At 68.2% G+C, this 25,550-nt stretch carries 22 protein-coding genes and 1 tRNA gene; 14 read left to right on the forward strand and 9 right to left on the reverse strand.

Going from position 1 to position 25,550, the window contains the following annotated elements; all coding sequences use genetic code 11:
• Positions 1-4: 4 nt before the first annotated feature.
• Positions 5-1,300 (reverse strand): DNA cytosine methyltransferase, encoded by a 1,296-nt coding sequence (locus ACF1FZ_RS03390; protein WP_391771652.1) that lies wholly within the window; start codon positions 1,298-1,300, stop codon positions 5-7.
• 371 nt (positions 1,301-1,671) lie between these two features.
• On the opposite strand from ACF1FZ_RS03390, the gene ACF1FZ_RS03395 reads away from it, so the two are divergent.
• Positions 1,672-2,331, forward strand: coding sequence for an HAD family hydrolase (locus tag ACF1FZ_RS03395; RefSeq protein WP_391771653.1), 660 nt, complete (start codon positions 1,672-1,674; stop codon positions 2,329-2,331).
• Here ACF1FZ_RS03395 and ACF1FZ_RS03400 read toward each other — a convergent pair.
• Positions 2,312-3,586 (reverse strand): transcriptional regulator, encoded by a 1,275-nt coding sequence (locus ACF1FZ_RS03400; RefSeq protein ID WP_391771654.1) that lies wholly within the window; start codon positions 3,584-3,586, stop codon positions 2,312-2,314. The genes ACF1FZ_RS03395 and ACF1FZ_RS03400 overlap by 20 nt on opposite strands.
• A gap of 274 nt (positions 3,587-3,860) precedes the next feature.
• Here ACF1FZ_RS03400 and ACF1FZ_RS03405 point away from each other — a divergent pair, with 274 nt between their 5' ends.
• From ACF1FZ_RS03405 to ACF1FZ_RS03435, 7 genes are all read left to right on the forward strand, one after another.
• Positions 3,861-4,754, forward strand: a complete 894-nt coding sequence (locus tag ACF1FZ_RS03405; protein WP_391771655.1) for an aminoglycoside phosphotransferase family protein — start codon at positions 3,861-3,863, stop codon at positions 4,752-4,754.
• A 91-nt stretch (positions 4,755-4,845) separates the two neighbouring features.
• Positions 4,846-6,081, forward strand: coding sequence for a methionine adenosyltransferase (locus ACF1FZ_RS03410; protein ID WP_391771656.1), 1,236 nt, complete (start codon positions 4,846-4,848; stop codon positions 6,079-6,081).
• A gap of 47 nt (positions 6,082-6,128) precedes the next feature.
• A complete protein-coding gene (locus tag ACF1FZ_RS03415) occupies positions 6,129-7,007 on the forward strand; it encodes an aminoglycoside phosphotransferase family protein (protein WP_391771657.1) in 879 nt (292 codons plus the stop codon).
• A complete protein-coding gene (locus ACF1FZ_RS03420) occupies positions 7,004-7,717 on the forward strand; it encodes a histidine phosphatase family protein (protein ID WP_391771658.1) in 714 nt (237 codons plus the stop codon). The genes ACF1FZ_RS03415 and ACF1FZ_RS03420 overlap by 4 nt, the downstream gene beginning before the upstream one ends.
• Positions 7,710-9,002, forward strand: a complete 1,293-nt coding sequence (gene serS / locus ACF1FZ_RS03425; RefSeq protein WP_391771659.1) for a serine--tRNA ligase — start codon at positions 7,710-7,712, stop codon at positions 9,000-9,002. Before ACF1FZ_RS03420 ends, serS begins: the two co-directional genes overlap by 8 nt.
• A gap of 1 nt (position 9,003) precedes the next feature.
• Positions 9,004-10,026: a glycosyltransferase gene (locus ACF1FZ_RS03430; RefSeq protein ID WP_391771660.1), complete on the forward strand. Its 1,023-nt coding sequence runs from the start codon at positions 9,004-9,006 to the stop codon at positions 10,024-10,026.
• A gap of 428 nt (positions 10,027-10,454) precedes the next feature.
• Positions 10,455-11,006 carry a hypothetical protein gene (locus tag ACF1FZ_RS03435; RefSeq protein ID WP_391771661.1) on the forward strand — a complete coding sequence of 184 codons (552 nt, stop codon included), beginning with the start codon at positions 10,455-10,457 and terminating at the stop codon, positions 11,004-11,006.
• Between the two features lie 135 nt (positions 11,007-11,141).
• Here ACF1FZ_RS03435 and ACF1FZ_RS03440 read toward each other — a convergent pair whose 3' ends face one another.
• The 5 genes from ACF1FZ_RS03440 to ACF1FZ_RS03460 all read right to left on the reverse strand — a co-directional run bounded on the left by ACF1FZ_RS03440 (position 11,142) and on the right by ACF1FZ_RS03460 (position 16,856).
• On the reverse strand, positions 11,142-12,869 hold the full coding sequence (locus tag ACF1FZ_RS03440; protein WP_391771662.1) for a relaxase/mobilization nuclease domain-containing protein: 1,728 nt from the start codon (positions 12,867-12,869) through the stop codon (positions 11,142-11,144).
• Positions 12,870-12,874: 5 nt separating this feature from the next.
• The gene (locus ACF1FZ_RS03445) at positions 12,875-13,426 is read right to left on the reverse strand and encodes a MobC family plasmid mobilization relaxosome protein (protein WP_391771663.1); all 552 of its coding nucleotides are present in this window, start codon (positions 13,424-13,426) and stop codon (positions 12,875-12,877) included.
• Between the two features lie 323 nt (positions 13,427-13,749).
• Entirely contained in the window at positions 13,750-14,604 is an 855-nt protein-coding gene (locus tag ACF1FZ_RS03450) for a DUF2637 domain-containing protein (protein ID WP_391771664.1), read from the reverse strand.
• A gap of 424 nt (positions 14,605-15,028) precedes the next feature.
• The gene (locus tag ACF1FZ_RS03455; RefSeq protein ID WP_391771665.1) at positions 15,029-16,330 is read right to left on the reverse strand and encodes a DUF3631 domain-containing protein; all 1,302 of its coding nucleotides are present in this window, start codon (positions 16,328-16,330) and stop codon (positions 15,029-15,031) included.
• A 295-nt stretch (positions 16,331-16,625) separates the two neighbouring features.
• The gene (locus ACF1FZ_RS03460; protein ID WP_391771666.1) at positions 16,626-16,856 is read right to left on the reverse strand and encodes a hypothetical protein; all 231 of its coding nucleotides are present in this window, start codon (positions 16,854-16,856) and stop codon (positions 16,626-16,628) included.
• A 94-nt stretch (positions 16,857-16,950) separates the two neighbouring features.
• On the opposite strand from ACF1FZ_RS03460, the gene ACF1FZ_RS03465 reads away from it, so the two are divergent.
• Together ACF1FZ_RS03465 and ACF1FZ_RS03470 are read left to right on the forward strand one after the other, a co-directional pair.
• Positions 16,951-17,652, forward strand: a complete 702-nt coding sequence (locus ACF1FZ_RS03465) for a transcriptional regulator (RefSeq protein ID WP_391771667.1) — start codon at positions 16,951-16,953, stop codon at positions 17,650-17,652.
• Positions 17,649-19,280, forward strand: coding sequence for a tyrosine-type recombinase/integrase (locus tag ACF1FZ_RS03470; protein ID WP_391771668.1), 1,632 nt, complete (start codon positions 17,649-17,651; stop codon positions 19,278-19,280). The genes ACF1FZ_RS03465 and ACF1FZ_RS03470 overlap by 4 nt, the downstream gene beginning before the upstream one ends.
• A 127-nt stretch (positions 19,281-19,407) precedes the next feature.
• On the opposite strand, the gene ACF1FZ_RS03475 is transcribed toward ACF1FZ_RS03470, so the two are convergent.
• Positions 19,408-19,482 (reverse strand) — tRNA-Thr (locus ACF1FZ_RS03475).
• Between the two features lie 176 nt (positions 19,483-19,658).
• Between ACF1FZ_RS03475 and ACF1FZ_RS03480 the strand changes: the two genes are divergently transcribed.
• The 3 genes from ACF1FZ_RS03480 to ACF1FZ_RS03490 all read left to right on the forward strand — a co-directional run bounded on the left by ACF1FZ_RS03480 (position 19,659) and on the right by ACF1FZ_RS03490 (position 22,190).
• Positions 19,659-20,795 (forward strand): ABC transporter ATP-binding protein, encoded by a 1,137-nt coding sequence (locus tag ACF1FZ_RS03480; protein ID WP_014154882.1) that lies wholly within the window; start codon positions 19,659-19,661, stop codon positions 20,793-20,795.
• A 225-nt stretch (positions 20,796-21,020) separates the two neighbouring features.
• A complete protein-coding gene (locus tag ACF1FZ_RS03485) occupies positions 21,021-21,434 on the forward strand; it encodes a hypothetical protein (RefSeq protein WP_391771669.1) in 414 nt (137 codons plus the stop codon).
• A 36-nt stretch (positions 21,435-21,470) separates the two neighbouring features.
• A complete protein-coding gene (locus ACF1FZ_RS03490; protein WP_391771670.1) occupies positions 21,471-22,190 on the forward strand; it encodes an NDP-sugar synthase in 720 nt (239 codons plus the stop codon).
• 66 nt (positions 22,191-22,256) lie between these two features.
• On the opposite strand, the gene ACF1FZ_RS03495 is transcribed toward ACF1FZ_RS03490, so the two are convergent.
• A complete protein-coding gene (locus ACF1FZ_RS03495) occupies positions 22,257-23,900 on the reverse strand; it encodes a DoxX family membrane protein (RefSeq protein ID WP_391771671.1) in 1,644 nt (547 codons plus the stop codon).
• 162 nt (positions 23,901-24,062) lie between these two features.
• Here ACF1FZ_RS03495 and ACF1FZ_RS03500 point away from each other — a divergent pair, with 162 nt between their 5' ends.
• Complete coding sequence (locus ACF1FZ_RS03500; RefSeq protein WP_391771672.1) at positions 24,063-25,544, forward strand: hypothetical protein; 1,482 nt, start codon at positions 24,063-24,065, stop codon at positions 25,542-25,544.
• The last annotated feature ends 6 nt before the right edge of the window (positions 25,545-25,550 follow it).

The following is a 25,550-nucleotide window of genomic DNA, read 5'->3' on the forward strand; positions in this document are numbered from 1 at the left end:
GTGGTCAGCTGATCTTCGCCTGGTTCAGTGAGAACAGCTCGTGCCGCTGGTGCCCCTCCTGGCCGACGAAGGCTTTGAACTCTCCGAGGCTGTAGGCGTACGTACCGCCGGAACGCTGCTCCCTCCGGATCTCGAAGTCCCTCTCGAGATGCGCGATGTGCCGCTCGACCTCAGGCTCAGACAGACGCTTGCCCGCCTTCTCCAGGCGTCCGATGATCTGGGTGATGCCGAGGAACCTCTGCTTCTCGGCCTCCGCGCGAAGCAGTTTGTACACAGGATCGTGCACCGTCTCCGTGTCCTCGACCAACTTCGCCGGAGCGCCCTCCTTGTCCAGCGCGCGGGCGATAGACCGGCCGATGGCCTCGGCCACAGGCGGGGGGAAGGCGTTCCCGACCTGCCGGTACCGGCTGGTCTTCTTCCCTTCGAAGACCCACTTGTCCTCGGGCTTCCATCCTTGGATGCGGGAGACCATCTCCACCGTGAGCTTCGGCCCGGGCTTCCCCTCGGCAGGCTCCCAGTCCTCGCCTGGTGCTTCATCCGCCACACCATGGGCATCGACCCCGAGCTTGGCCCAGGCAGCCTTGGCACGGGTCGGCCCCAGGTCCGCCCCTCCGTGCTTCTTAGAACCGCCGACGATGGTCGGCGCAATGTCGTCAGCGCCCTCGGCCCATTCCTCAGCGCCCTTCCAGCCACGGGCAGCCATGAGGTCGTAAAGCGTCTCACCGACCTTCGGACGCTCGCCTTCCAGAGGCTTCGGCCAGGCAAAATAAGGTGCGTACTCGCGCTGGAGCGCCACAAGGACGAACCTCGGGCGCAGCTGCGGTACGCCGAAGTCCGCAGCGTGGAAGAGCTCCCACTGCGCTACGTAGCCAGCGTCTTGCAGCGTGTCCAGGACGTTCTGCCGGTAGGCGGCGAAACGGTTCGCGCTGAGCCCTCGCACGTTCTCCAGGAGAAGGGCCTTGGGCCTTACCCGCTCGGCCAGCCCGACCGCCCAAGCGAACAGGTCTCGCTCGTCAGCGGCGCCAAGCTGCTTGCCCGCAATAGTGAAGGGCGGGCAGGGGACGCCGCCGGCGATCAAGTCCGGGGTGCCGTGCTCAGCACAGAACTGCTCAGGGTTCCAAACCGACCGGTCAGCCACGTCCCCAGTGCGCACATCGCAGCCCGGCATGTTCCTTTTCAGGGTTTCCGCGGCCGTTGGGTCGAGCTCCACGGCGACAGCGTGCTCGAATCCGGCGCGCTCCAACCCCAGAGCCTGCCCGCCAGCACCTGCGCAGATCTCGGCAACCTGAAGCTTGGCCATTAGTCCTCCATACGTGCGCACCGCCCGCCGCGCGCTCGGCTGCACTCGCGACGGACCGGACTCGAACACGTTAGCGAGTCCGTCTCCGCTCACGAACATCCCAGCAAGATCGCAACAAGTCCACTGGGTCGGGGCAGGAACAACTGAGCTGACCGCGAACGCGGTCAGCGAGGTGGCCTATATTAGTTCGTCGGCATCAACTCCTGCGGTTATCCACAGGCACTGCTCGGCGAAAAGGGACGAGCGTCTCATCCGAAGGCAGAACTGAACCCTTCTGCCTGATGTAGATCCGATACGACAGCCTGGTCAGTTTCGGACACCGAGCGTAGTCGCTAGTACTACTACAGGCCGAACCGTCTAACCTGCGGAGCATGATTCGTGCCGTGGTGTTCGACGTCGGTGAGTGCCTCGTTAATGAGACGCGGGAGTACGGGACCTGGGCGGACTGGCTGGGGGTGCCGCGGCATACCTTCGCCGCCATGTTCGGGGCAGTCATCGCCCAGGGCCGGGACTACCGGGAGACCTTCCAGGAGTTCCAGCCAGGATTCGACCTGACCGAGGAGCGCGAGAAGCGCGCGGCGGCGGGGAAGCCTGAGTGGTTCGGCGAGGACGACCTGTACGCCGATGTGCGGCCCTCGCTGACTGCGCTGCGTGAGGCCGGGCTGTGGGTGGGTATAGCCGGGAATCAGACGGTGCGGGCGGGTGGACTGCTGCGAGGGCTGGATCTGCCGTCCGATTTGATCGCTACCAGTGACGACTGGGGGGCATCGAAGCCTGACGTGGCCTTCTTCAAGCATGTGATCGAGGCGACGCCTGCCGAGCCGGGCGAGATCTTGTACGTCGGCGACCGCCTCGACAACGACATCCGCCCGGCCGTGCAGGCCGGCCTGCTGACAGCGCTGATCCGGCGTGGACCCTGGGGCACGATCCAGCAGCGTGATCCAGACGCCGACACGATTACAACGATGCGGATCGACTCGTTGGCGGAGTTGCCGGGGAAGATCGCTAAGTTCAACGCTGGAGAGCGCTGACTGTCGTACCCCAGTCGTAGAGGCGGTCGTCGAGGGCACGGACGCATTGCTCGTTCTGCCAGGGGGCGAGCGTGCGCCGGACCTCGCGGACGCGGTCCATGCCGGTGGCGTACCAGGTGATCGCGAGCTGGTCGAGGGCTTGGGTTGCGTAGCGGCATGCCTCTTCCGGTCGGCTGTCCGCAGCTTCAACGGCTGCGAGGTCACCGAGGATGACGGTGCGCTGTTTGTCGGCTGTAGGCGGCAGGCCGTCCAAGACCTGGCCAAGGGTCTCCCGCGCCTGGGGGAGGTGGCCGGCCTTGAGCTGCGTGTTGCCCTTGAAGGCAGCCAGACGCATGGAGCTGAACCAGTCCATCCAGATCGGTGTCGGGTGCTCGGAGCCTGCGGCAAGGGTGTCCTCCGCGTGGCTGATCAGTCGCAGTGCGGTGCGTGGGTTGCCGCAGCGAGTCTCGCATTCAGCCTCGACCGCGTCGAGCCAGGCCCAGAGTTCCGCGGAGCCACTTCCGCGGCGTGCGTAAGTACGGGCGGCGACCATGCGCTCGACCGCTGCGTCGCGGTCTCCTGCCCACCCAGGTATGAAGGCCATATGGGCGAGGACTGCCGATCCGAGGATTGGGTCGTCGGCCTCGCCTGCGGCTTGGAGCGCACGCAGGAGCGTTTCGGATGCCTGGTCGGGCTGGCGTAGGTCGAAAAATTCGATGCGCCCGGCAAGCAGGTAGGACTCGGCCAGGGCGGCGGCGAGGATTCTGCGGGTGGGGTTCGCTGTCTCGGGCAACAAAGCACAGCCAAGCCGAGCGTGCTCCATGACTGCGGGATGCAGGGTGGCTGGTGCCACGGACCAGTACAGGTGCCGGTGGGAACGTGTGACGGCTTCGAAGTCCTTGCCGACGGTGGCCGGCTGCGTCGCGGTGGTTGACTGGGCGGGGACTGAGGCCAGCCGCGCTCCGGGCCGGCGTCGGCGCGAGATGTCGCTGGCTGCCACTTCGGGCTGACGCCCCTCAGTTCCCCAGGGAGGGGTGAAGCCGAGGTCCTCCATGCTTTGACCCAGCAAGTGGGTTAGGACTCGGTGTACGTCTGGCTGCGGCCAGGGCGGTGTGGCGGACTCCCAGCGCCTGATCTGGCGGACGCCGACAGCGAGACCTCGGATGCCGAGCTTGGGCGCGGCCTTGGTGATCGCGTCAGCCAGGGCCTGTTGGGAGTTGTATCCGGCAGCCATACGGGCGGCCTTGAGGCGGGTGTTGCCTGCGATACGGGACATGGATCTCCTCGGGGAACGAACTCTCGTCAGAGGGTGGCATGCGATGTCCCCGTAACGGCGCAAAATCATCCCCGGTCAGGCAAGGAAGCCCTCCAGAAGTCCTGTTGGTGGCCTCTCAGAGTCCTCGAATAGGGCCTCTAGTGCGTAGAAGATGGCATCTCCTCGAGCCAAGGAGCACCGGGCGGCTTGGCCTCGGGGGACTCTGCATAAGCATGTCGGCAGCACTGACAGCCGCTTCAGGCGAAGCGGATTCGGCGGGGTGGAGGTGCGGGGAATGGGCGGTACAGGGGTGGCCGAGCCGTGGACCGAGCACGGTCTCGGCCCGTTCGGGCCGGCAGTCCACAAGTCGTATTCGAGAACGCAGCACGCCACAGACGGCAGTGCCTTCTTGAAGGTCTACGTGGGCATCGATCCCGACGGCAGGCGTCGGCGCGAAGTTGCAACGATCAAGCGCGCCGCCTTACGGGGGATCTCGGTTCCGCTCGTCCTTGCCTCCGGGGGAGGCGAAGCCGGCACTTGGACCGTTTTCCGGACGATGACCGGGACGCCGTGCTCGATAGGCACGCGTGAGGCGGTTGAGCGATACATCGGTCACGTCGTGGCTGTGAGTGGGCGACTTCACCGGCCCACTGCTGGCGTCACACCAGGCTCAGGTTGGGGAGCAAGGCGTGTCGATCTATGTTCCTCTCACCAGTTCCTTCTGGACCAGCTCTCCAGTTGTTGTCACCGACTGCCCTGGTGGTCGGTGCTGAGCGCGGCCCTTCAAACCATCGATGCGCACCCGGTCGTTCACCTGCACGGCGATCTCAAGGCCGAGCACCTCCTCGTCGACGGCGATCGCCTGCACGTGGTCGATTGGGAGGCGAGTGCCCGCGGACCGGCCGTCCTGGACTACACCGATGTGGTCTTCCACCTCATACGTGACCTGCTGTACGAGGACGTTCCACCCGCGCGTATCCCGGTCGATCTCGTGACCCGGCTGCCCTTCAGCGGCCCGGTTCTAGCCTGGCGGCTGCTCCTATGGCTCGATCGCCGTCGGCCCCAAGACATCCGGCTCGTCACCGTCCACGAGGTCTGTCGACTCGCGGCCGACGAGCAGGACATCTCCGCGTACCAGTCGCTGGCCCACACCATCGTCCGCCTCCGCGCTGCCGGCGTTCCTCGCTGACTCTGCCCCTCATTGCTCGGCCAGGCGTGCTGACGCCTGCGCTCATCCGCCTCTGCCCCCGGAAAGGGAGTTCGTGATGCCTCGTACGAGCATGACCATCGACAACAGCCATCTCGTCATCGACACCGGCATGGCCCAGCCGAACGCGACAACCATCGTGGAACGCAAGGGACTCGGCCACCCAGACACCCTGGCCGACCATCTTGCCGAGCGACTGTCCCGTGCCTACAGCCGCTACACGGTCGAGCACTTCGGCGCCGTACTGCACCACAACTTCGACAAACTCGCGCTCCTCGGAGGAGCCAGCGAGGTGCGCTACGGGGCCGGCGGGATGACCTCGCCGGTGCGGGTTCTGGTCAACGGCAGGGCGGCGCCAATGTGTGGTGGCGAGCCCATCCCGGTCAGGGAGATCGTGGAGGCCGAGGTGCGGGCCTTCTTCGCCGAGCGGCTCGCCGAGGTCTCGAATCACCTCGACATCGCCTTCAACATCACCAGCAATTCCAGCCCTGGTGCCGTCCTCACCGGGGATGCGGTGCCGGACCGAACCCGTTGGTTCAACCCGCGCTCCATAGACGATCTGCGGGAGCGGCGCGTGCGGCTCTCGAACGACACCTCCCTCGGCACCGGATGGGCGCCGGAGAACCACTTCGAGTCGTTCGTCCGCAAGCTGGTGGACCATTTCTCCGGCGAGAGCGAATTCACGCTCTCCCGCGCCTGGTGCGGCTCGGACGTCAAGCTTATGGGGTACTGGGACGGGGACCAAGCGGACATCGTGCTGTGCGTCCCGCAGAAGTCGCGTCACGTGGGCAGCCGCGCGGAGTACCGCCGGAACACCGAGAGCATCCTCGCCGAGTGCTACCGGCTTGCCGGACTACGGCTGCCCGGCTCCAAGGCTCGCTTCCGGTTGAACGCACGCGACGTGCCGGAGAAGGACGAGCTCTATCTGACCTACACCGGCAGCTCGATCGAATCCGGTGACGAAGGCGTGGTGGGGAGAGGCAACCGCGTAAACGGCCTCATCACGCCGCTGAGGCCGATGAACCTGGAGGGGGCCAACGGCAAGAACCCGGTCTATCACGTCGGCAAGCTGTACAACGTGGCTGCGCAGCGGCTCGCCAACCGGCTTCACGAAGCGACCGGGGGGCATGCTGAGGTGCATTTGGTGAGCACCACGGGGCAGCGGCTGGATCAGCCCTGGCGCATCCTCGTTCGGCTGTCCTCGCCCGATGCCGAGGTCGACAAGGTGCAGGCGTTGATCACGGAAGCTCTCGGGGAGTTCCCGGCTCTGACGGATGAGCTTGTTTCCGACGGGATTGTGCTGAGCTGATGAATGCGCGGACACTCGGAGAGATTCCAGCAGGATCCCGACAGCGATTGCTCGACCACTACGGGCCGGGTGCGCAGATGTGGCTGGCTGCGGTACCTGGCCTGCTGGAAGAAGCTGCGAAGCGCTGGAAGCTGTCTCTCGGCGGCTACCACGACGCCGGACACGCCTCAGTGATCGCGTTGGCCACCTCCCCCCACGGCTGCCCGCTGCTGCTAAAGGCATGGGCTGACCCTGCCCGATACCGGCACGAGATCAGCGCTCTGCAGCTGTGGGCCGGCGGTCCGACGGTGGACGTCGTCGAGACCGCGGACGATCTTGGGGTAGCCGCCCTCGAACTGGTGGCAGGCCGCCCCGGTGGTGCTCAGCGGCCTCCGCGCGAAATGCAGATGGTCGCTGCCGCCCTCCAAGGGCTGCACACCATCGGCCGCCGCAGAACCCTGCGAGGTGCCTTACCTCACCTCGCAGACCACATCCGCACCGAAATGCTGCCGCGGATCCAGCGACGGACACAGACACTCTGCCTCGGCTCATGGCGCCAGCTCGTCGACGCCACGTACCCAGCCTTATCCGGCTTACGGGAAGACGCCGGTCGCACGACCGTCCTTCACGCAGACCTATACCGCGAGAACGTGCCCTTCGACTGGCTGGGGCACCCGCGCCTGCTGGATCCGCTGCCCATGGTGGGCGACGCGGTATTCGACTGGGCCTTCTGGACTGTCTACTACGACCTCGGGCGCGGAACCGACAGGCGGCTTGCCGCCGCCGCCCGGATCTCCCGGATCCCCGTCCCTGTACTCGCCCCCTGGTGCAGAGCGCTGGCCGTCGACGGACTCCTCTTCTACGTGGAGACCGCGGACCCGAGAGCGCAACGCATGTCGGAAGTGCTCTCCAGCCTCTCGGCGTCGATCCCGAGGAGGGACTCGTGACCACCTACATCCTCCGCCATGGGCAGACGAACTACAGCAGGCGATATCTGGTCAATGGTGATCCGTCCAAGCCCATCCGGCTGACCGAGGAGGGGCGGCAGTCGCTCAGCCGAGGCTGGGCGACCCTGCCTCTCCACACGGTACGGACGTGGCTGACCAGCGAATTTCCCCGAGCTCAGCAAACAGCATCTCTGCTGATGGGAGTTCCGGCATCGAAGCTGATCATCGACCCTCGCTTGAACGAACTCGACTACGGGATCTTTGAAGGCAGCCCATTTCTGGAGTACGCGGTCTGGCTCGACGGCCACGGCTCAACGAAGCGCCCAGAGGGCGGAACCGAATCCCAGCGAGAGGGCATCCGGAGAATGCTCGTGGGATTGCTCTCCGCCCTGGAGCGCCCTGGGCCCCGTGTCCTCGTAGGGCATGGCCTGCTGATCTCGGTGCTCCTCTGGCAGCAGACCCGCTGCTCAAATGAAGCCATGCCGCTCTTCTTTACGGAGGCGCCCTATCTCGATCCGATCGTCATCCCTGACGATGAGCTGCCTGACCGGCTCACGGCGTTGCTGGGCGATCTTGACCGGGATGGCCGACACCAAGAGGCCAAGGACGACGGTGCCGCGTCCGTATTGCGGATCGGTGGAGGCTCGGCGGTTGCTACCGTCGAATCCGCATCCCACTCGCCGGATCAGAAGGATCTTCCTCATGCATGATGCCCGCGCCCTGATTGAAATGGGTGCCGAAGCGGTTCGTCGGCTCGCTCGTCGCGGTTACACACTGGACCTGTCCGCGCTGGAGGACCTCCAGTCCCGGCGCAACCAGAACATTCGCTCGACCGACGAGCTGCGGGCGGAGTCCAAGCGGGTGGCAAGCGAGGTCCAGCAGACGGCCAAGCAGGGCGGTGACATCACCAAGCTGAAGGAGCGCGCTCGCGAGCTCAAGGACGAGATCCGGGAGATCGAGACTGGGCAGGAGCAGGTCCAGGAACAGCTCCGCGACCTCCTCCTCAGCATTCCGAACCTGCCGGACGACGCCGCACCCGATGGTGACTCCGATGAGTTCGCGGTCGAGGTCAGGCGTGTCGGCACACCGCCGGCATTCCCGTTCGAGCCGAAGGACCACGTCGACCTCGGCGAGGCCACCGGCATTCTCGACTTCGCACGGGCGACGAAGCTCTCCGGCCCACGCTTCGCGGTCTCCCGCGGCGCCGGAGCAGCGCTGGAGCGGGCGCTGGCCACGCTCTTCCTCGACCTCCACACCCGTCGGCACGGGTACATCGAGCACGCGGTTCCGTACCTGGTCACCCGAAAGACCATGACGGGCACCGGGCAGCTGCCGAAGTTCGAGGAAGACCTGTTCAAGACCGGCGTCGCCGACCGGGAGCTGTTCCTGATCCCGACCGCCGAAGTGCCACTGACCAACCTCTACGCCGACGAGATCATCCCTCCCGCCGAGCTGCCGTTGGCGCTCACCGCCCACACGCCATGCTTCCGTTCGGAGGCCGGATCGTACGGGCGCGACACCAGGGGCTTGATCCGCCAGCACCAATTCTCCAAGGTGGAGATGGTCCGAATCGTCGACCCGAAGGACGCTGACGCCGAGCTCGAAAAGATGGTCAGCCATGCCGAGGCATGCCTGAAGGAACTCGGCCTCGCTTACCGGGTCGTCACCCTCGCTGCCGGCGACACGGGTTTCTCCGCCCAGCTCACGTACGACATCGAGGTCTGGATCCCGAGCCAGAACACGTACCGCGAGATCTCCTCAATCTCCAACTTCGGCACGTTCCAGGCCCGCCGCGCGAACATCCGCACCCGCGGTGAGGACGGCAAGCCCAAGCTCGTCGCCACGCTTAACGGCTCTGGCCTCCCCGTGGGCCGAACCGTTGCCGCGCTTCTCGAACAGTCCCAGCAGGAGGACGGCTCCCTGGTCCTGCCCGAATCGCTCTTTCCGTACCTCGGCTTCCGCCGTATCTCGGCGGACGGAACACCGGAGGCATAACGTGCTCGTCGGCGTCTGCGACTTCCCTGGTAGCTACGCCTTTCCACCCGCCGGGTACGGCGGGATCGAACGATGGCTGTGGGCGGTCGCCGTAGGCGCCCGGGCCGCAGGCGCCGACGTACACCTCCTCGGGCCGGGCTGGCTCACGGACTTGGAGAACGACTGGGTCCGTAAGCCCGTCCGGCTGGAGGACATCACCACAGGAACCCTCGCCGAGCGTGAGCTCCGCAGCACCGGATACGACCTCCTGGTCGTTGGACACGAATATCCCTCGCTCCCCGCCTGGACCCGCACTCTGGCCGCGCTGGACTGCGATGTGGCCACGTTCCAGCACTCGCCGATCTTCCAGCACGCAGACACAGCCTTCGATGGCAAGCGGTCACGTCTCTACTGCTACTCGCCGGAAATGATCGAGAGGTACGCCGCTCACCAACCAATCCCCGAGCTTGCCGTTCACCTCGGTCTCCACGAGGAGGAACCCCCGGCGGTCCCCGGAGCCGATCTCGTCTGGCTCGGCCGGATCGACGAGGAGAAGGCGCCACACATAGCCGTACGGGCAGCCCAGTTACTCGGCCACAGGGTACGAGTTGTTGGCCCCGTCTTCAACGCGGACTATGTGCGGCGCTACGACCGACTGTTCAGCGCAGACCATGTCGAGTGGGTCGGTGAGCTCGGCGGCGCTGCCAAGACCGCTGCCATCCGTGACGCGTCCGTCTTCGTCTACACCTACGCCCGCACCTACGTGGAAGCTGGCGCCGCAGTCTTCGGGGAATCCTTACGGGCCGGCACGCCCATGGCCGCACTCACCTGGCGCGAGGGCACCTGCGCAGAAGCGGCACTGTGCGAGCGCACCGGCGCGATCACCGTGGCCGACCCCGGTGCGGACGACGAGACAGCCGCCCGCCAACTGGCTCGTGCCATCGAACGAGCGGCAACGCTCGATCACCAGCAGATCCAGGAGATCGGTCAGCACCGCTTCGATCCTGTCCGGCACTTTCGAGCACTGGCGACAGGATCAGCATGACCGGCACGGCCAATGAAGCGCTGTCGGGACGGATACCCGCCGTTCTCCGCGCGGCGCTAGGCAGGCACTGGGAGTTCACCGTTGCCGACTCCCGGATCGACATCCGCCATCCCCACCGCGGAACCCCCTACAGACCACCTCGCCGCCCGCCCTCCTGGAAGGAGCTCCTCGACCGCCTGGAGAACGGTTTCGCAAGGGACGGCGCCCCACGCGCCGCCTGCCTCCCGCTCAGATGCGGACGCGAGACCGAACTGACCATCTCCGCGGTCCAAGCCCTCGACCCCCTCCTCAAAGAGGGCAAGCCACACACGTACCGGACCGGGTTTCTCCCTCAGCCCGTCGTACGCTTCACAGGCCCACGCGACACCGCTGGCGTCCTGTGCGAAGGAGCCCTGACATCCTTCGTCAACATCTCCAGAGTCCAACCCGTGCAGACCCTGGACGAGTACGGATCCATTCTCGACAGCTGGCTGTCCGTCCTTTCCCAGCTCGGCTTCCATGCCCGGCATCTGAGCATCTACGGCAGCGTCACTCCGTGGCGACGACGACAGGTCGGCGGCGTAACGCTGCGCTTTCGGCACCTGGACCTCACGCTCGGAGACCTCGTCCTCCTGTGGAACCTCGAGAACCCGGATCGCCTGGCCGTCGACCTAGGAACGGGGCTGGAGCGCCTTGCTTGGGCGCGCACCCAAATGCGCTGGCACGAAATGATCTACGGTCGCTTCGCCCGGGCGGCCCCAACAGAAACTCTGGACGCCATCCGCACCGCCACCCTCCTTCTGGGCCACGGGATCGCTCCTGCGGCCCGCGGGGCAGGTGGAATCACACGATGGGTTATCGGTTCGATCGACTCAAACGCTGTGCGCCTCGGTGTCAGCGCCGTGGTCCGAGACCTCTACGACTATTGGTCGCTTTTGGGCCCTCCGCTCGTTCCCTGGCCAGAGATCGCTCGGGTTATTGAGCAAGAGGTACGTGTATGAGTGCAGCCGCCCAGCCACCCGCCTCTGCAGCGGGAGGTAGCCGTCGCCTGATGAGACGGGGATGAGCTGTGGGGAGTGTGGCTGGGGTGGGTTCGTGACCCTGACGGGGCTCTGGGTAACGCGCTCTCCTCAGGGTTAGCGGCGGGGGCGGCTCTGCTGGCTCGTGGGGGCTGTTGTTGCCGTGGGCGGCTGGGTGCCGGGAGACGGTGTGCTGAAGACTGACGCGGTGGTGCTTCGTAGGCGGGCTGCTTCGGCGCGGCGGTTCGGTGCGGGGTTGCGGCTGGTGTGCTGGATGCGGGTGATCAGGACGCGGGCCGGTTGGCGGGCTGTGCCGAGCTCTCGGCGGGCTGCGGCTTCCGTGAGGAGCTGGTGGGGCTTGTGGCCGCTGGCTTCGGCGTCGGCGAGAACAGTGGCGAGCCCGGGCCAGCCCGGGTCGGCGAGGATCCGCTCGGCGTGTTCGGGAACGGCTGCGCGTACGTCGTTGGCAAGAGTGCGGCGGGTCCCTTCACTAGGGCGCCGGGCTTCGAGTTCGGTGAGCGTCGGAGCGAGCGCGGCGTCGGCTGCCGACTGGAGGTGCTGGACGGCTTGGCGGGCAGCGTCGGCCTGGTGGGCGTGGCCCTTGGCCTCGTGCCAGCGTGCGGCGAGGATGGCGGCCCAGAGGAGTGCGGCGGTCAGGACTGCGAGGGCGCTGCCGTCGGGCCCGGTGGCGGTGTGTGCGATGTCGCGGGCCGCGGTCCGCAGGGCGTGGGCGGCACGGTCCTCGGCACGCACCTGTGACCGCTGGGCACGGGCGAATGCCACACTGGCTGAGCGCAGTTGGGCACGGTGGTCGGCGGGCGCTGCCTGGGCGGTGACTTCGATCAGTTCGCCCAGAGCGCTGATGTTCGCCTGTGTCCGTGCGTCCTCGTCGGCACCCGTGGTGGTGGCCTCTGGGCCGAGGGTGTCGAGGGCTTCGGTGGCCTGATGCCAGGCAGTGGTAGGCCGGTTGCGGCGGGCTGTGGGGTGTTCCTCAGGTGTGATGGTTTCCAGGCGGGCCTTGAGCTTGGGCAGGGTGAGGTCGGGGGCGATCTTCCCGCCGGGGTGGTAGATCTGCTCGCCGTCCTTGTTGAGGTCGCCGGGCCTGCCGACGGCGTAGCCGAGGAGGTCTCCGGAGGGGCCTCGGCGGGGCTTGACCAGGATGTCGTCGGCTTCGAGGTAGGCGAGGAGTTCCTCGGCGCTGGTGGCATGGGGGATGGCGGATCGGATGCGGTCCTGGAGCCACTGGCGGCTGGTCTGCTCCCAGCCGAGGCGATCGGCCTTGTGCATTTCGGCCTGGGTGGGGCGATGCTCGGCGGTGCGGTCGCCCTTCTTCAGGCGGCGGAGCCCGTAGTCCTCTTCAATCTGACGGCACTCGTCGCCGACGCGTACGCCGCTGCCGTGGAGCTTGGGGCGGCGGCCGTCCTCCCGGACGGTGGTGGCGAGGATGTGGATGTGGTCGTCGGCGTGGCGTACGGCGATCCAGCGGCAGGCCAGGTCGTCGCCTTCGGGGGCAATGCCGGCCGCCTGCACGATGCGCTGGGCGATCTCGCCCCATTCGGTGTCTGAGAGGTAGCGGTCCTCGGGTGCGGCGCGGACGGGGCAGTGCCAGACGTGATCGGTGACAGGCTTGCCGAACTCGCTGTTGCGCAGGCGTACGGGCTCGTCAAGGTGGTGGCCGAGTTCGGTCAGGGTGGCGTGTTCGTCGCGGCCGGGGTCGGGCATGCCGAGCATGGCGAAGGCGGCGATAAGGTGCGGGTCGAGGTGTTCGTCGTGCTGGCCGGGGCCGTAGAGGTATGCGAGCAGACCGCGGGTGTTGGAGCCGGCCGGTTTGATGGCGGCGATCACGCGGATCAGCCCTCCCTCGTGTCGGCGGGCTGACGCAGGGCCTCGGCGATCAGAGTGAGCAAGCGGTCGAGTTCGTCGAGGCGCTGACGAATGCCAGGTGGGTTGAGGTCGCTGTTGAGCGCGCGGGCGATCTGATTGACGTTGACGCCGATGCGGTTGAGGGCGCGCAGGACGTGGGCACGGAACATGTGGGTGCGGCGGCGGTCCTCGGACAGGGGGAGGTTCGCGGTGAAGCGGCCGTCGACGAAGGCGAGGACGACGTCGGCGGCGAAGCCGGATGCGCCCTTGTAGCCATGCTCGGCTGCGGCCTCGCGCAGGCTGGTGCGCTCGTCGTCGGTGAAGCGCAAGGGCCCGACGCGCTTGAGGCGCGCGTCGCCGGTGAACCGGCGGATCGTTGGCTGGACACCCTGCACAGAGAGCTGGCCGACGGCGGGAACGTCAGTAGGCGTCGGGCGGAGGATCGCTTGCTGGGTGGCATGAAGGTTGTCCAGGTCGAGGCCCTCCTCGGCCACGGGCACCTGGTCCGGCGCCCCCCGGCGCTGGGCCGTCTCCGCCACCCCCGGGGCGGAGACCCCCGAAGACCGGCCAGGAGTCGGACTCGGGGTACTACTGGCTCCGCCAGGAGCCGTCCGTCCGAACGCCTGCCGCAGACGTTCTGTCAGCGTAGGGGACTGCGGTGACGCTGACAGCTCAGCATGGGTGTCATCGGGCAGGTGCTGGTCGTGAGTCAAGGGACATGCTCCAAGTGCGGCGGGGCGAGCGGGGCCAAGATGTCTGCGCGGCGCGGCCATCGCGGTGTCCACAGGTGTGGAAATCTGCGGGCCGGTCGGCCGATGCCCGGGCGGCCGGAAGGGTTCCGGTCACCCGAGCCGGCTCGGCGTCAGCGCCTGGATACCTCGATACCGGCAGCTTCGAGTTCCGGCCGAAGCCTCTCCATCACCTCGGTCTGCCGCTCACTGCCGATCGTCAGGTTCCGGTCCTTCACGGCCGCTCGGAGCAGGCCGCGCGTGAGTTTGCCGTGCTGATGACCGGTGGCCCGGCCGATATCCGTCAGCTCCGCGATGGTCGCCTTCGGCGGCCGGCCACCGCTCGGTTTGCTCTCCGGCACCTGGGGCGCAGGTTCCGTCCGCTCGTCACTCGGGGCTTGCGCACCATCAGGTGCGCAAGCCGGCCAGTGGCTGTGGCTGATGTCGCCGGCCGACCGTTCCAGGACCTGTACGGAGCCGGTGTCCGGGACGTCGTCCTGCGGTGCGACGAGCTGGTGGATCTGTCGCATCAGGACGCCGAAGGCGACCATCGCGGCGGCCGGAGGAACGGCTGCGACCACGTAGTCGAGGAACGGTACGGTGCCCGCGTTTCCGGTGCCGCTGACCCCGGCGACGTTCAACGCGATGGAGCCGGCCGATCCGACGGCGGTCACGGCGATCGCCCAGGGGTCGGTGACGCGGCGCAGCGCTGCGCGCAGCATGAGCAGTTCGCCCGCGATGATGAACGCGTCCAGGGTGGCGGGCCAGGCCCAGCGGCGGATGGGGGATGTGCCGAGCCCGTGCTGGCCGGCGACGTCGGCGAGGTGCGCGTAGGAGAGCCAGAACGCTCCGGCTGTCAGGGCGACGATGACGATGCCGGCCACGCCGAGCACGAGCTGCTCGGCGTCAACACGCTCCTTCGGCTGCCTTTCGCTGCGGGCGTCGTCTCGTGCTCCTGGTGCTTGCGTGGTGAGGTGCGGGGCAGTCAAGCGGGAAGCTCCTGGGGGTAGTGGTGTGGGGCGTCTTTGCCGTCTCGGCCGTTGCACGTGCAGGTCAGCGCGGGACGGCAGCGCTCCGGACGTGCCGTCCCGGCAGGGCGGCGCCAGCGTCTTGTCCCGACTCGGAACAAGGAGGCGGCGGCTGCGGTTCGGTCTCTGCCTTGGGTCGGCTTGCCTCCTGCCGGGACGGCTGCGTTGCGGCAGCCGTCCCGGCAGGCAGGGCTGTGGCCAGGGGTGATACGGCAAGGACGCTTGGGACGGGGCAAGACGGATCTGGGCGGTGCCCCGTGGCGGGCTGCCAGCACGGGGACGTCTGCGTTGCCGTCTTGCCCTCGGCTGCCGTCTTGCCGGTGTGTGCTCTGACCTGCGAGATCACGGCAGGGACGGCAAGTACGGCAACCAAGGAGGGCACGGCTCAGCCGTCACCGCGAGAGGCGATTGGGTGGACGGTCGGGCAGTACCGCCGCCAAGCGTCGAGGAACTTGTTGCGGGTGTAGCCCTTGCGCTGCGACCGGTCGGCCATGCGCACGTTGCCGGGCCGGATGTCGTAGTCGCGCAGCAGCCCGCTGAGCTCCCGGGAGGTCAGGCCATAGCGCCCCCGCTCGCCCCACGGGGCTTCGGCATCCGCGTTCAGGTAGTGCAGGAGATCCTCGGTGGAGAGGCTGTCCGCCTCCCGCTGGGCGAAGAAGACCCGCCGGATGTCGGCGAGGATGCGCGCCCCGCTGGGGTGGTCCTCCTCGGCTGCCACTTCGGCGGCGACCATCCGCGCGCACGCGACCCGCGCGAGCCGGGGCCAGCGACCGCCCGCCAGATCGGCGACAGTCACCAGGGGCTCCCACGTGTCGGCAGCACGGTCCTCGACCGGCATACCCGGCTCCTGACTCGCGGCATCCTCCAGCAGCGGGCGGGCCCAGGTGTGGATGCGGTCGCGCAGCTCGTGCAGGGCCGGGATGTCGCGCCGCGAGCGGAAGGGTTTGACCTTCTCGCCCTCGGCCCTGCGGCGCATGCGGATGACGACCGACCGGTCCATCACCGTGTCCGGCAGGTCTCCAATGCCCGCGATGGCCGCCATGGCGAAGGTGGCGAACTTATGCGGGATGTGGTCGTTGCCGACGACCCGGGTGACGTACCGGCCGCGCTGATGGCCGGCGTTGAGGAGGCCGCGTGTCTCCTCGTTCTTCTCCGCGACCTTGGGTCCGAAGATGGTGTCGGCCTCGTCCACCAGCAGCGTCGGCGGCTCCTCGCCGTCGATGGAGCGGAAGATGGCCGCCGGTGTGGTGTTGATGGTGAGCATCGGCTCGTGGACCGTCTCGGTCAGCACGTCCAGGAGCCGCGACTTGCCGCAGCGCTTGGCCGGCCCCACCACCGCCAGCCGTGGTGCGTGCTGCCACGCGGGCTGGAGATGCGTCGCCACCACCCAGAGGGTGATCGCGTCCAGCGCCTCGGAAGAAGGTGGGATCACGAACTGGGCTATCTGGGAGCGCAGTTCGTCGAGCAACTTGGTGCCCGGTGTCGGTTCCGCGTCCGGGACGGCCTCCAGTCCGCTCGCCGGGTCCTCCTCGCTGGCGCTGCCGTCTGCCGCGCCTTCGCCCGGGTCCACCGTGGCGCTGTCGTCCTGCGTGGGGCGCAGGTGGGCGCCGGGCCGGCCGGGGACGGCCGTGGCGGGCCAGACTGCTCGGGCGGGGGCGGAATAGGGCTCGGGGTTCTCGGGTTGCACTGGGCGGCTCCTCGTCTGGCGGCGCCGGGCTTGCACGCCCCTGCCGCCGGGTCGGTTCTCATGGGATTGCTGGGGAGTCCTAGGGCCTCTGGCGTTGCACCGCCGGGGGCCCATTTCCTTCTGGCGGGTGGTTGGCCGTCCCGTGGCCAGGCATCCCGCGTTCCTTCAGGGAACGCACGGCCTGTTCCCTCGGGAAACACAGGCCGCCGCCCTTCGGGGAACACGGACAGTACGTCCGCACCTCGCAGCAGTCCAGCATTTCTGTGTCAGCTCAGCGCAGAAGCATCTACGGCGCTCAAGCCGCCAGGCCCAACAGGGCCAACAGGTCCGCGGTCACCACCCGGTAGGCGTTCCCGAGCTTGAGCACCTTGCAGGGGTACTGGCCACGCTTGGCGAGCTCGTACCCCTTGCTCCGACCAAGCCCCAGCGCCCGGTTGCCCGTCTCCAGGTCAACGGCCGCAGGAAGCTCCAGAAGCTCCCCGCGACTCATCCCCTTCACTCGGCCGGCCTCTTCGTTCTCACGCATACGCGCTCCATCCATGACTGAGCCCACGGCGAACGCGGCTGCCGCGCCCGTCTCCAGGTCTTGGAATCAACGCTAGGCGAGTTAATGTGTCTTAATGACACAGCGCCGTAGCGACCATAGATCCAAGAAGGCCGACGACGAGGACGACGTCCTGGAGTGGGTGGACCAAGTCATGGCCACTGTCGCTGCAGAGGTCCGCAGACGACGGAGGGAACTGGGTTGGAGCGCACAAGACTTGGCCGACAAGTGCGAGGAGATGGGTCACCCCATCCCCCGCAACGTCATCGCCAACATGGAGTCCAGGCGCCGCTCCAACCTGCCCCTGGTCGACGTCATGGTTCTGGCCCAGGCGCTGAACACGCCGCCCATCTGCCTCATCTACCCCGTCGGCTACGTCGACGACGTGCAGCGACTTCCGCTCCAGGACTCCGCCTCCCCCCTGGACGCGCTGCGCTGGTTCACCGGGGAGGAGACCGAACTCGGCGCGGACGACGACATGCTCCGCTACTTCCGGGCCCACCAAGCCGCCCAGGAGCGACTGCGGAGCGCGCGACGCGACGAGGAGTACGCCCGCTACCACGCACAGACCGCGCCGAATGCCGACCGGAAGGCCGAGGCCCTCCGCTCCCAAGCCCGTGCCGCCGAGGCGGCCGACGGCGCCGCAAGCCGCCTGCGCAGAGTTCGCGCCTTCATCGAGGAAGAGGGCGTCACACCCCCGTTTCTTTGGCCGGACGTGGCCGACGTAATCGACTCACCCGGGACCGATCCCGATACCACCGAGGAGAACGATCTTTGAAGGGCTCCACCTATCGCCGCTGCTCCTGCCGCGACCCCAAGACCGGCAAGGAACTCGGCACCTCTTGCCCCAAGCGCAACAGCAGGAACCACTGCACCTACTCCGTACGCCAGGAGCTGCCATGCCGCGGGGACGGCAGCCGGCGCTCCTTTGCCCGGGGCGGGTACAGCAGTCTCAAGGCGGCCCAGGCCGACCTCGACCATGTACGCGCTCTCCTGGGGCTGGCCGAGTCGGACGACCCGGAGGGCATCGACCTCATCGCCGAGATGCTGGCCGAAGTCAGTCGCGAACGGTCGCCTCTGTCCGAGGTCGAGGAGACGAGGCGGCGGCTCAACGCCGGCCAGGACCTCATCGGCAGCCTGACCGTCGCCGAGTGGCTCGACCGTTGGCTAGCCGGCAAGCGCATACGCAAGTCCGGCCTGAACCGCTACGAGACCGACATCCGCGTGCACCTGAAGCCGCACATCGGCAACCGGCGTCTGGACCGGCTGCGCGTCAGCCACCTCAGCGAGATGTTCACGGACATCCGCGACGCCAACGCCCAGGTCCTGGAGGACAACGCCCAGCGACGAGCCGCGATCGACGAGATGGCGACCGTGCCGTGGAAGGGCGTGGAGAACCGTGCCCGGCGCAAGACGATGAAGGCCGCCATCGACGAGATGCCGCCCTTCCGCCGCATCACTGGGCCCGCCACGCGCCAGCACGTCAAGGCAACCCTCCGGGCATCGCTGAACGACGCGATCGGGCAGCAGATCATCACTTTCAATCCCGCCGCCCACGTCGAGATCGACCCCGTACGCAAGCCGAAGGCGCTCGTGTGGACGGACGAACGGGTCACCAAGTGGGAGCAGACGGGCGAGAAGCCGTCGCCCGTCATGGTCTGGACACCCCAGCAGACCGGCGCCTTCCTCGACTTCGTCGCTGAGGACCGGCTGTACGCGATGTGGCACCTCATCGCCTTCCGCGGCCTGCGCCGGGGCGAGGCGTGCGGGCAGCCATGGTCGGAGACGAACCTCGACACCCACTCCCTCACCGTCTCCTCCCAGCTCGTCCAGGACGGCTGGGGAATCGAGGTGTCCGATCCCAAGACCGACAGCGGCTACCGCGTGGTCGCACTCGACGACGACACCGTCGATGTCCTGAAGCGCTACCGCGAACGGCAGGGCCAAGATCGCGAGAAATGGGGTACGGCCTGGGTCGAGACCGGCCACGTCTTCACCCAGGAAGACGGCTCCTGGCTCCATCCGGGCAAGGTGACCGACCTATTCGAGCGCCTCGTCGCCGCTTCCGGCCTCCCGCCGATCCGACTGCACGACCTCCGCCACGGCGCGGCGACCCTCATGCTCGCCGCCGGTATCGACATCAAGATCGTGTCGGACACCCTCGGACACAGCGACACCCGGATCACACGGGACGTCTACCAGAGCGTCCTGCCCCACGTCGGCCGGAGCGCCGCCGAGGCCACAGCCAAGCTCGTCCCCCTCCAGCGCAAGGCCGAGGCCGAGAAGGCCGCGAAGAAGGAGAAGGCCAAGAAGGCCGGCGAGAGCAAGGGCGGGACATCCAAGGACAGGGCGAAAGCCCAGACCAGGTCCGCCAAGAAGACCAAGCGGCAGAAGCCCAAGAAGTAGGTCCCGAGCGGCTCCGCTCACGCATCGCTCACGCAGGCACAGTCACGGCACCCCGACCGTGTGCCCCGTCACGCCCTGAGCGACAGAAAACCCCAGGTCACGGGCTACGTGACCTGGGGTTCCACCGAGCCCCCTGTCGGATTCGAACCGACGACCTACGCATTACAAGTGCGTTGCTCTGGCCGGACTGAGCTAAGGAGGCGTACGGGAGCAGTGTAACCAACGCCGGCACCTGAACCAGCGCGGTATTCGAGACCTCGGACTACTGACAGATTCGAAAACGCCAGGTAGCGTCACCTCAGGTTCACTCCAGTGGACCACACCACTCCCTACTCGGATCGTCCGGCACGTTCCTGCCGGTTGAGGAGAAGCATCGTCATGGCCAGTGTCACGTTCGACAAGGCGTCCCGCGTCTACCCCGGCTCCACGAAGCCGGCTGTGGACCAGCTCGAGATCGACATCGCGGACGGTGAGTTCCTCGTCCTCGTCGGTCCTTCCGGTTGCGGCAAGTCGACCTCCCTGCGCATGCTCGCGGGTCTCGAGGACGTCAACGGCGGTGCGATCCGCATCGGTGACCGCGACGTCACGCACCTGCCGCCGAAGGACCGGGACATCGCCATGGTGTTCCAGAACTACGCGCTCTACCCGCACATGTCCGTCGCGGACAACATGGGCTTCGCCCTCAAGATCGCCGGTGTGAACAAGACCGAGATCCGGGCGAAGGTCGAAGAGGCCGCCAAGATGCTGGACCTCACCGACTACCTGGACCGCAAGCCGAAGGCGCTCTCCGGTGGTCAGCGCCAGCGTGTGGCGATGGGCCGCGCGATCGTGCGTGAGCCGCAGGTCTTCCTCATGGACGAGCCGCTGTCGAACCTCGACGCCAAGCTCCGTGTGTCGACGCGTACGCAGATCGCCTCGCTGCAGCGCCGGCTCGGCATCACCACCGTGTACGTCACCCACGACCAGGTCGAGGCCCTCACCATGGGTGACCGCGTCGCGGTCCTCAAGGACGGTCTCCTCCAGCAGGTCGACTCGCCGCGCAACATGTACGACCGCCCGGCGAACCTCTTCGTGGCCGGCTTCATCGGCTCCCCGGCGATGAACCTCGTCGAGGTCCCGATCACCGACGGCGGTGTGAAGTTCGGCAACAGCGTCGTCCCGGTCTCCCGTGAGGCGCTCACCGCCGCCGCGAACCGCGGCGACACCACCGTCACGGTCGGCATCCGCCCCGAGCACTTCGACATCGTCGAGCACGGCGGCGCCGCCGCGACCGGCCTCTCCAAGGCCTCCTCCGACGCCCCGGCCGGTCTGGCCGTCTCCGTCAACGTCGTCGAGGAGCTCGGCGCCGACGGTTTCGTCTACGGTGCCGCGCAGGTCGGTGGCGAGCACAAGGACCTGGTCGTCCGTGTCGGCGGCCGTGCCGTCCCGGAGAAGGGCACCGAGCTGCACGTCGTGCCGCGCCCGGACGAGCTGCACGTCTTCGCCACGTCGACCGGTGAGCGCCTGACCGCCTGATCCGTCCGAACCTGCCGTCACGGCCCCGCGTCCTCCGAGGACGCGGGGCCGTTCGCACGCCGCGAGGCGGCATCGGGTTTGGGAGCCCACCGGTGCCGAATGGCTTGACGCATCGGGGCGTTCACCTCGAGACGTCAACGCGCGATTCGAAAGGACCACTCGAACCACCCCCCGCAGGGGTGACGAAATGTCGCCAAGTCATCACTGGCCGCTACCCTCGGCTGCGTGACCCACACCGCGCGCCGAATCGGCCGAACCCTAGCTCTTGTACTGCCCGTCGTCATGGTCCTGTCCGGGACCCTCGCGGTCACCCGCGTGCAGTGGTCGGGGCAGGACACCGAGACCCAGTTGCTGACCGCCGCCTCGGAGACCGTGTCCAAGCAGGCGAAGGCCCGGGCCCCTCAGGACGTCCTGCGGGACAAGCTCCTGCTGGAGCTCCGTGAGAAGGACCCGGGTGCCGCGTTGACGAGCCTTCAGCGCGCCGTCGAGGGGCGCCCCTCCCTGGCGAAGCACTGCATGTCGATCGCCAAGGCGCTGGGCAAGGCCGCCGTCGACCAGTACGGCCCGACGCGTGCCCACCGTTTCTCCCGTCCGGTCTGCGACACCTCGTTCGCCTCGGGCGTCGCGCAGTTCAGCTGAGCCGGGTGTGTCCGGGCACGGCATATCGTGCCTGGCATGCATACGTATCCGACGCAGGCCGTGATCCTGGCGGGTGGTCAGGGCTCGCGGCTGCGCCCGTACACCGATGACCGTCCCAAGCCGATGGTCGAGATCCCGGGGACCGGGACCCCGATCATCGGCCATCAGCTGTCCTGGCTGGCCGCCGAGGGCGTCACCGACGCCGTGATCTCGTGCGGCCATCTTGCCGGTGTGCTGCAGGAGTGGCTGGACTCGGCCGATCTTCCGTTGCGGGTCACGACCGTCGTCGAGACCGAGCCCTTGGGCCGGGGCGGCGGTCTCAAGCATGCCGCGGCTCGGCTGCCCGATCCGTCGGAGCCGTGGTACGCGACGAACGGTGACATCTGGACCCGCTTCTCACTGCGGGAGATGGCCGCCTTCCACGCCGAGCGGGACGCCACCGCGACGCTCGCTCTCGCCCGCCCCCGGATCCCGTGGGGCGCCGTCGAGACGGACGCCTTCGGGCACATCACCGACTTCATCGAGTCACCGCCGTCGCCGTATCTGATCAACGCGGGTGTGTACGTCTTCGCGCCCGCTTTCACCGCGATGCTGCCGGACCGCGGGGACCACGAGCGGACGACCTTCCCCCGGCTGGCCCGTGAGCGCCGGCTGGCCGGCTTCCCGCTGCCGCACGGGGCGTACTGGCGGGCGATCGACACCGCGAAGGACCTCACGGAGGCCGCGAAGGAACTGGGTGTCCACACGGGCGGCTGACCCGCCCGTGGACGTGGGCGAGGGCGGTCACCGGATGTCCGGTGACCGCCCTCGTGGTGTGCGGTGTCAGCCGAGCAGGCCGCCGATGGGATTCTGGCCGGCGCCGCCGGAGGACCCGCCGTCGGATCCGCCGGAGGACCCGCCGCCGTCGCCCGAACCGCCGCTCGTGCCGCCGGAGGCTGCGGAACCGGACGAGCTGGGGCCCGCGTCCCCCGTCGGAGGCTCCTGCGGGGCCGGCTCCTCCACGGGCGCCTGACCGGTGCCCTGGGTCTGGCTGGGCTCACCGCCGGTGCTCGCCCCGGCCGTGGGACCGGATTCGCGCCCGGAGCCGGGACCCGGGGCGGACTCCTCGGCCGACGGGGTGTCCGGGGCGCTGGAGGGGGCCGTCCCGGGGGTACGGCCGTCCGGGGTGGAGGACGGCTCTCGCTTCTTGTCCGCGGACTCGTCGGGGAGCGGGGAGCCGGGCAGCTGGTTGGTCGGGTGACTGTCGGGGCCCGGCACGGTGACGACCTCGGTGGAGCGGACGGCTCCACCGAGCATGGAACCGACCAGCAGGGTCAGGCCGACGACCACGGTGGCGACCACGGTGCCGCGGCGCAGCACCCGGCGGCGGAGGTCCCAGATCCCGGTGCGCGGGCCGAGCGTGCGCCAGGCCTCCCCCGCGAGACGCCCGTCGAGGGAGTAGACGGGGGCGCCGGCGATGACGAGTGGGCTCCAGGCGGCGAGCAGGATGACGTCGGGGGTGCTGTAGGTGGCGTTGCGCCAGCTGACCGTCACCAGGAGGGCGGCGGAGAGCAGGACCCCGAAGGCCGCTGCGACCCGCTGCCAGAGTCCGAGGACGGTGAGGACGCCGACGGCGATCTGGAGGAAGGCGACGGAGAGCCCGGCGGCGACGGGGTGGGAGAGCGCGAAGTCGCGCAGGGGCTCGGCGGCGGTCCAGGGGTGCAGTGAGGTCAGCCACTTGGCCATGGAGCCGCGGTCGCCGCCGTCGAAGTAGGCGGGGTCGCAGAGCTTGCCCATGCCGGTGTAGATGGAGATGAAGCCGAGGATGACGCGCAGCGGGAGCAGTACGACGCCGAGGTTCATCCGGCGGCCGGGGTAGTAGGCGTGCCGGACGGAGTCGTTGGCGTGGCGCCCTCCCCCGGCGGAGGTGCCGTCGTGGTCCTCGGAGGCGGGAGCGTCGTCGTAGGTGACGTCGTACGCGTCGTGGGCCGGTGTCCCGACCGCGTCGTAGGCGCCGACGGCCTGCCGCATGGGAGGCAGCAGCGGTCCGGTGCGGCCGTCCCCGGGGCGACGAGGTGCCCGGAACAGGGGGTTGGGCTGGGTGTCGTCGAGGCGGGGGATGACCTGCGTGCCACCGCCCGTGTCGTCGTGACCCGCTCCGAAGTCGCCGCCGGGGCGGACGTCGAGGTGGCCGGCGGTGGAGTTCCGTACGGCCTGCAGGAGCCCGGTGGCCCCGGGATCGCCGGGCTCGGACCTGCCGCTCCATACGACGGGGGCCCGCCTGCGGGCGCCCGCGTCGCTCATGGCGGGGATCCTGGCCGGCCGGACGGAGTCCACGGGGCGCAGGCGGGTGCGCCGGCCCGGGGCGAGCTGCACCCGGAAGCTGGCGTGGTTGACGATGACCTGCGCGGGGTCGCTGTCCACCTTCGTCATGCTCAGGGCGGGTTGGTCGTCGTCGAACCGAGGCGTTCTGGTGTCCACACTCATCTAACCGAGTGATGTGTGATTAGGACACTGCCTTGACGCGTCCAGAGTGTCCGAGACCCGTCAAGATCCGGCCAACCTGCGGCGGCCGGGAACTCCCGTACAGCTGTCGTACGTCAACCACCACAGCTTCCGGGGACATTGAGCGCAGGGGAATGGGACACAGTGGCCGGACGACAGCTCATATTCAAGGACCTCTCCCGCTATCCGGTCATGGCACAGGCGTTGGACAACCAGTGGCTTCCCGGTGATCTCGCCGCCGCACGGCAGCACGCGAACGCTCCGTCGGGGAGGTCTCCGGACGATGTGGACGCCTCCGCCGCCGAGCTGCGCCGCGCGCTGGTCAACAGCGGGACCCTGGTGGTCAACCGGGCGTACTTCATCAACAACCAAGCGGTTTCGGCCAACTACCTTCCGTCTGCCGATCCGTCCGAACGCCAGGCCTTCATCCACCTGCTGAACGGGAGGGCGCTGGTCCCGTTCCTCTACTCCGAGCGTGATCCGGCCGCGGAGTTCGCCTGGACGAGCGACGCGCAGGTGCACCGGGCGTGGCAGCGGCTGCTCTCCGACGAGGCCGAGCCGGCCCTGGTCCGCTTCGACTGGGACGACGAGGCGAACCGTGAGGCCACCGAGAGCATCAACCAGTTCTTCTCCAGCAGGCTGACCACTCTGATGCGGCTTCGTGAGGCTCCGCTGAGGAAGCATCTGAACATCTCCCTCGCCCAGGCGCGGGCCCTGAAGGAGGGCATCCTCACGGACATCGCCCGATGGGCCACGCGGCAGGACCTCTACGCGACCATCACCAGGGAGGCCGTGTACAAGGAGTTCCTGACGCGGCCGGGCACAGAGGTGCACGAGGGGCTGCTGAGGGAGGGCGAGCACGTCGTCGCGACGAAACAGCTCATCGACCTCCTGTACAACCTGGGCGTGCCCAAGGCGAGCGGTGTCACCGCCCTGACGCCTCCGGGATCACCACCGAGGTCCACGCTCCAGGAGTTGCGTGACGACGTCCGCAGCCGTCCCGACGACCCGGAACAGATCGGCCTGCTGCTGCGCGACGTGTTCGCCGACGCGCTGCACCGGGCGGTGGACGGACCCCGCTCGTACGGGTCGCTGTCGCTGTCCGACATCACGCGTCTGCGTACCACCGAGGAGTGGAACGGTTATGTGAACGCCCTGGACTCGTTCGTGCGGGGCAGTTTCCGGGACGGGCGGATACCCACTCCGGAGGAGTTCCGGGCGGGCACGGGTGAAGTCGCCGGGCTGCACCGGGGAATGCTTCGGGCGGCACGCAAGGTCAGCGGTACGCAGCGGGGTTTCGAACGCGAGATGAAGGTGGCGCTGGTCCTTGAGTCCGCCGGGATCGCGCTCCAGGTGACGGCCGGCGAGGAGGTGTCCCTGCTCGCGGGCTCGCTCCAGATGGCCACGGCTCTGGCGGGTGCGCTGAGCATGCGGCTGGAGTTCTTCGACCGGGAGGGCCGCGGTGCGCGCAGTGGTCTCGGGCATTCGCTGACGTTGCCTTCGCTCCAGCTGCGCAACGTCAGGAAGGACTGGGAGGAGATCCTCAAGTCCTACGGGGGCCGTGTCGTGGAGACGGGGTCGAGTCCGCGCCGGGGGCAGGCCGATCAGCAGTCGCCGCATGTCTGAACACGA

This window comes from Streptomyces sp. NPDC014623 (assembly GCF_043088245.1).
In the GTDB taxonomy this organism is placed as follows: Bacteria; Actinomycetota; Actinomycetes; order Streptomycetales; family Streptomycetaceae; genus Streptomyces.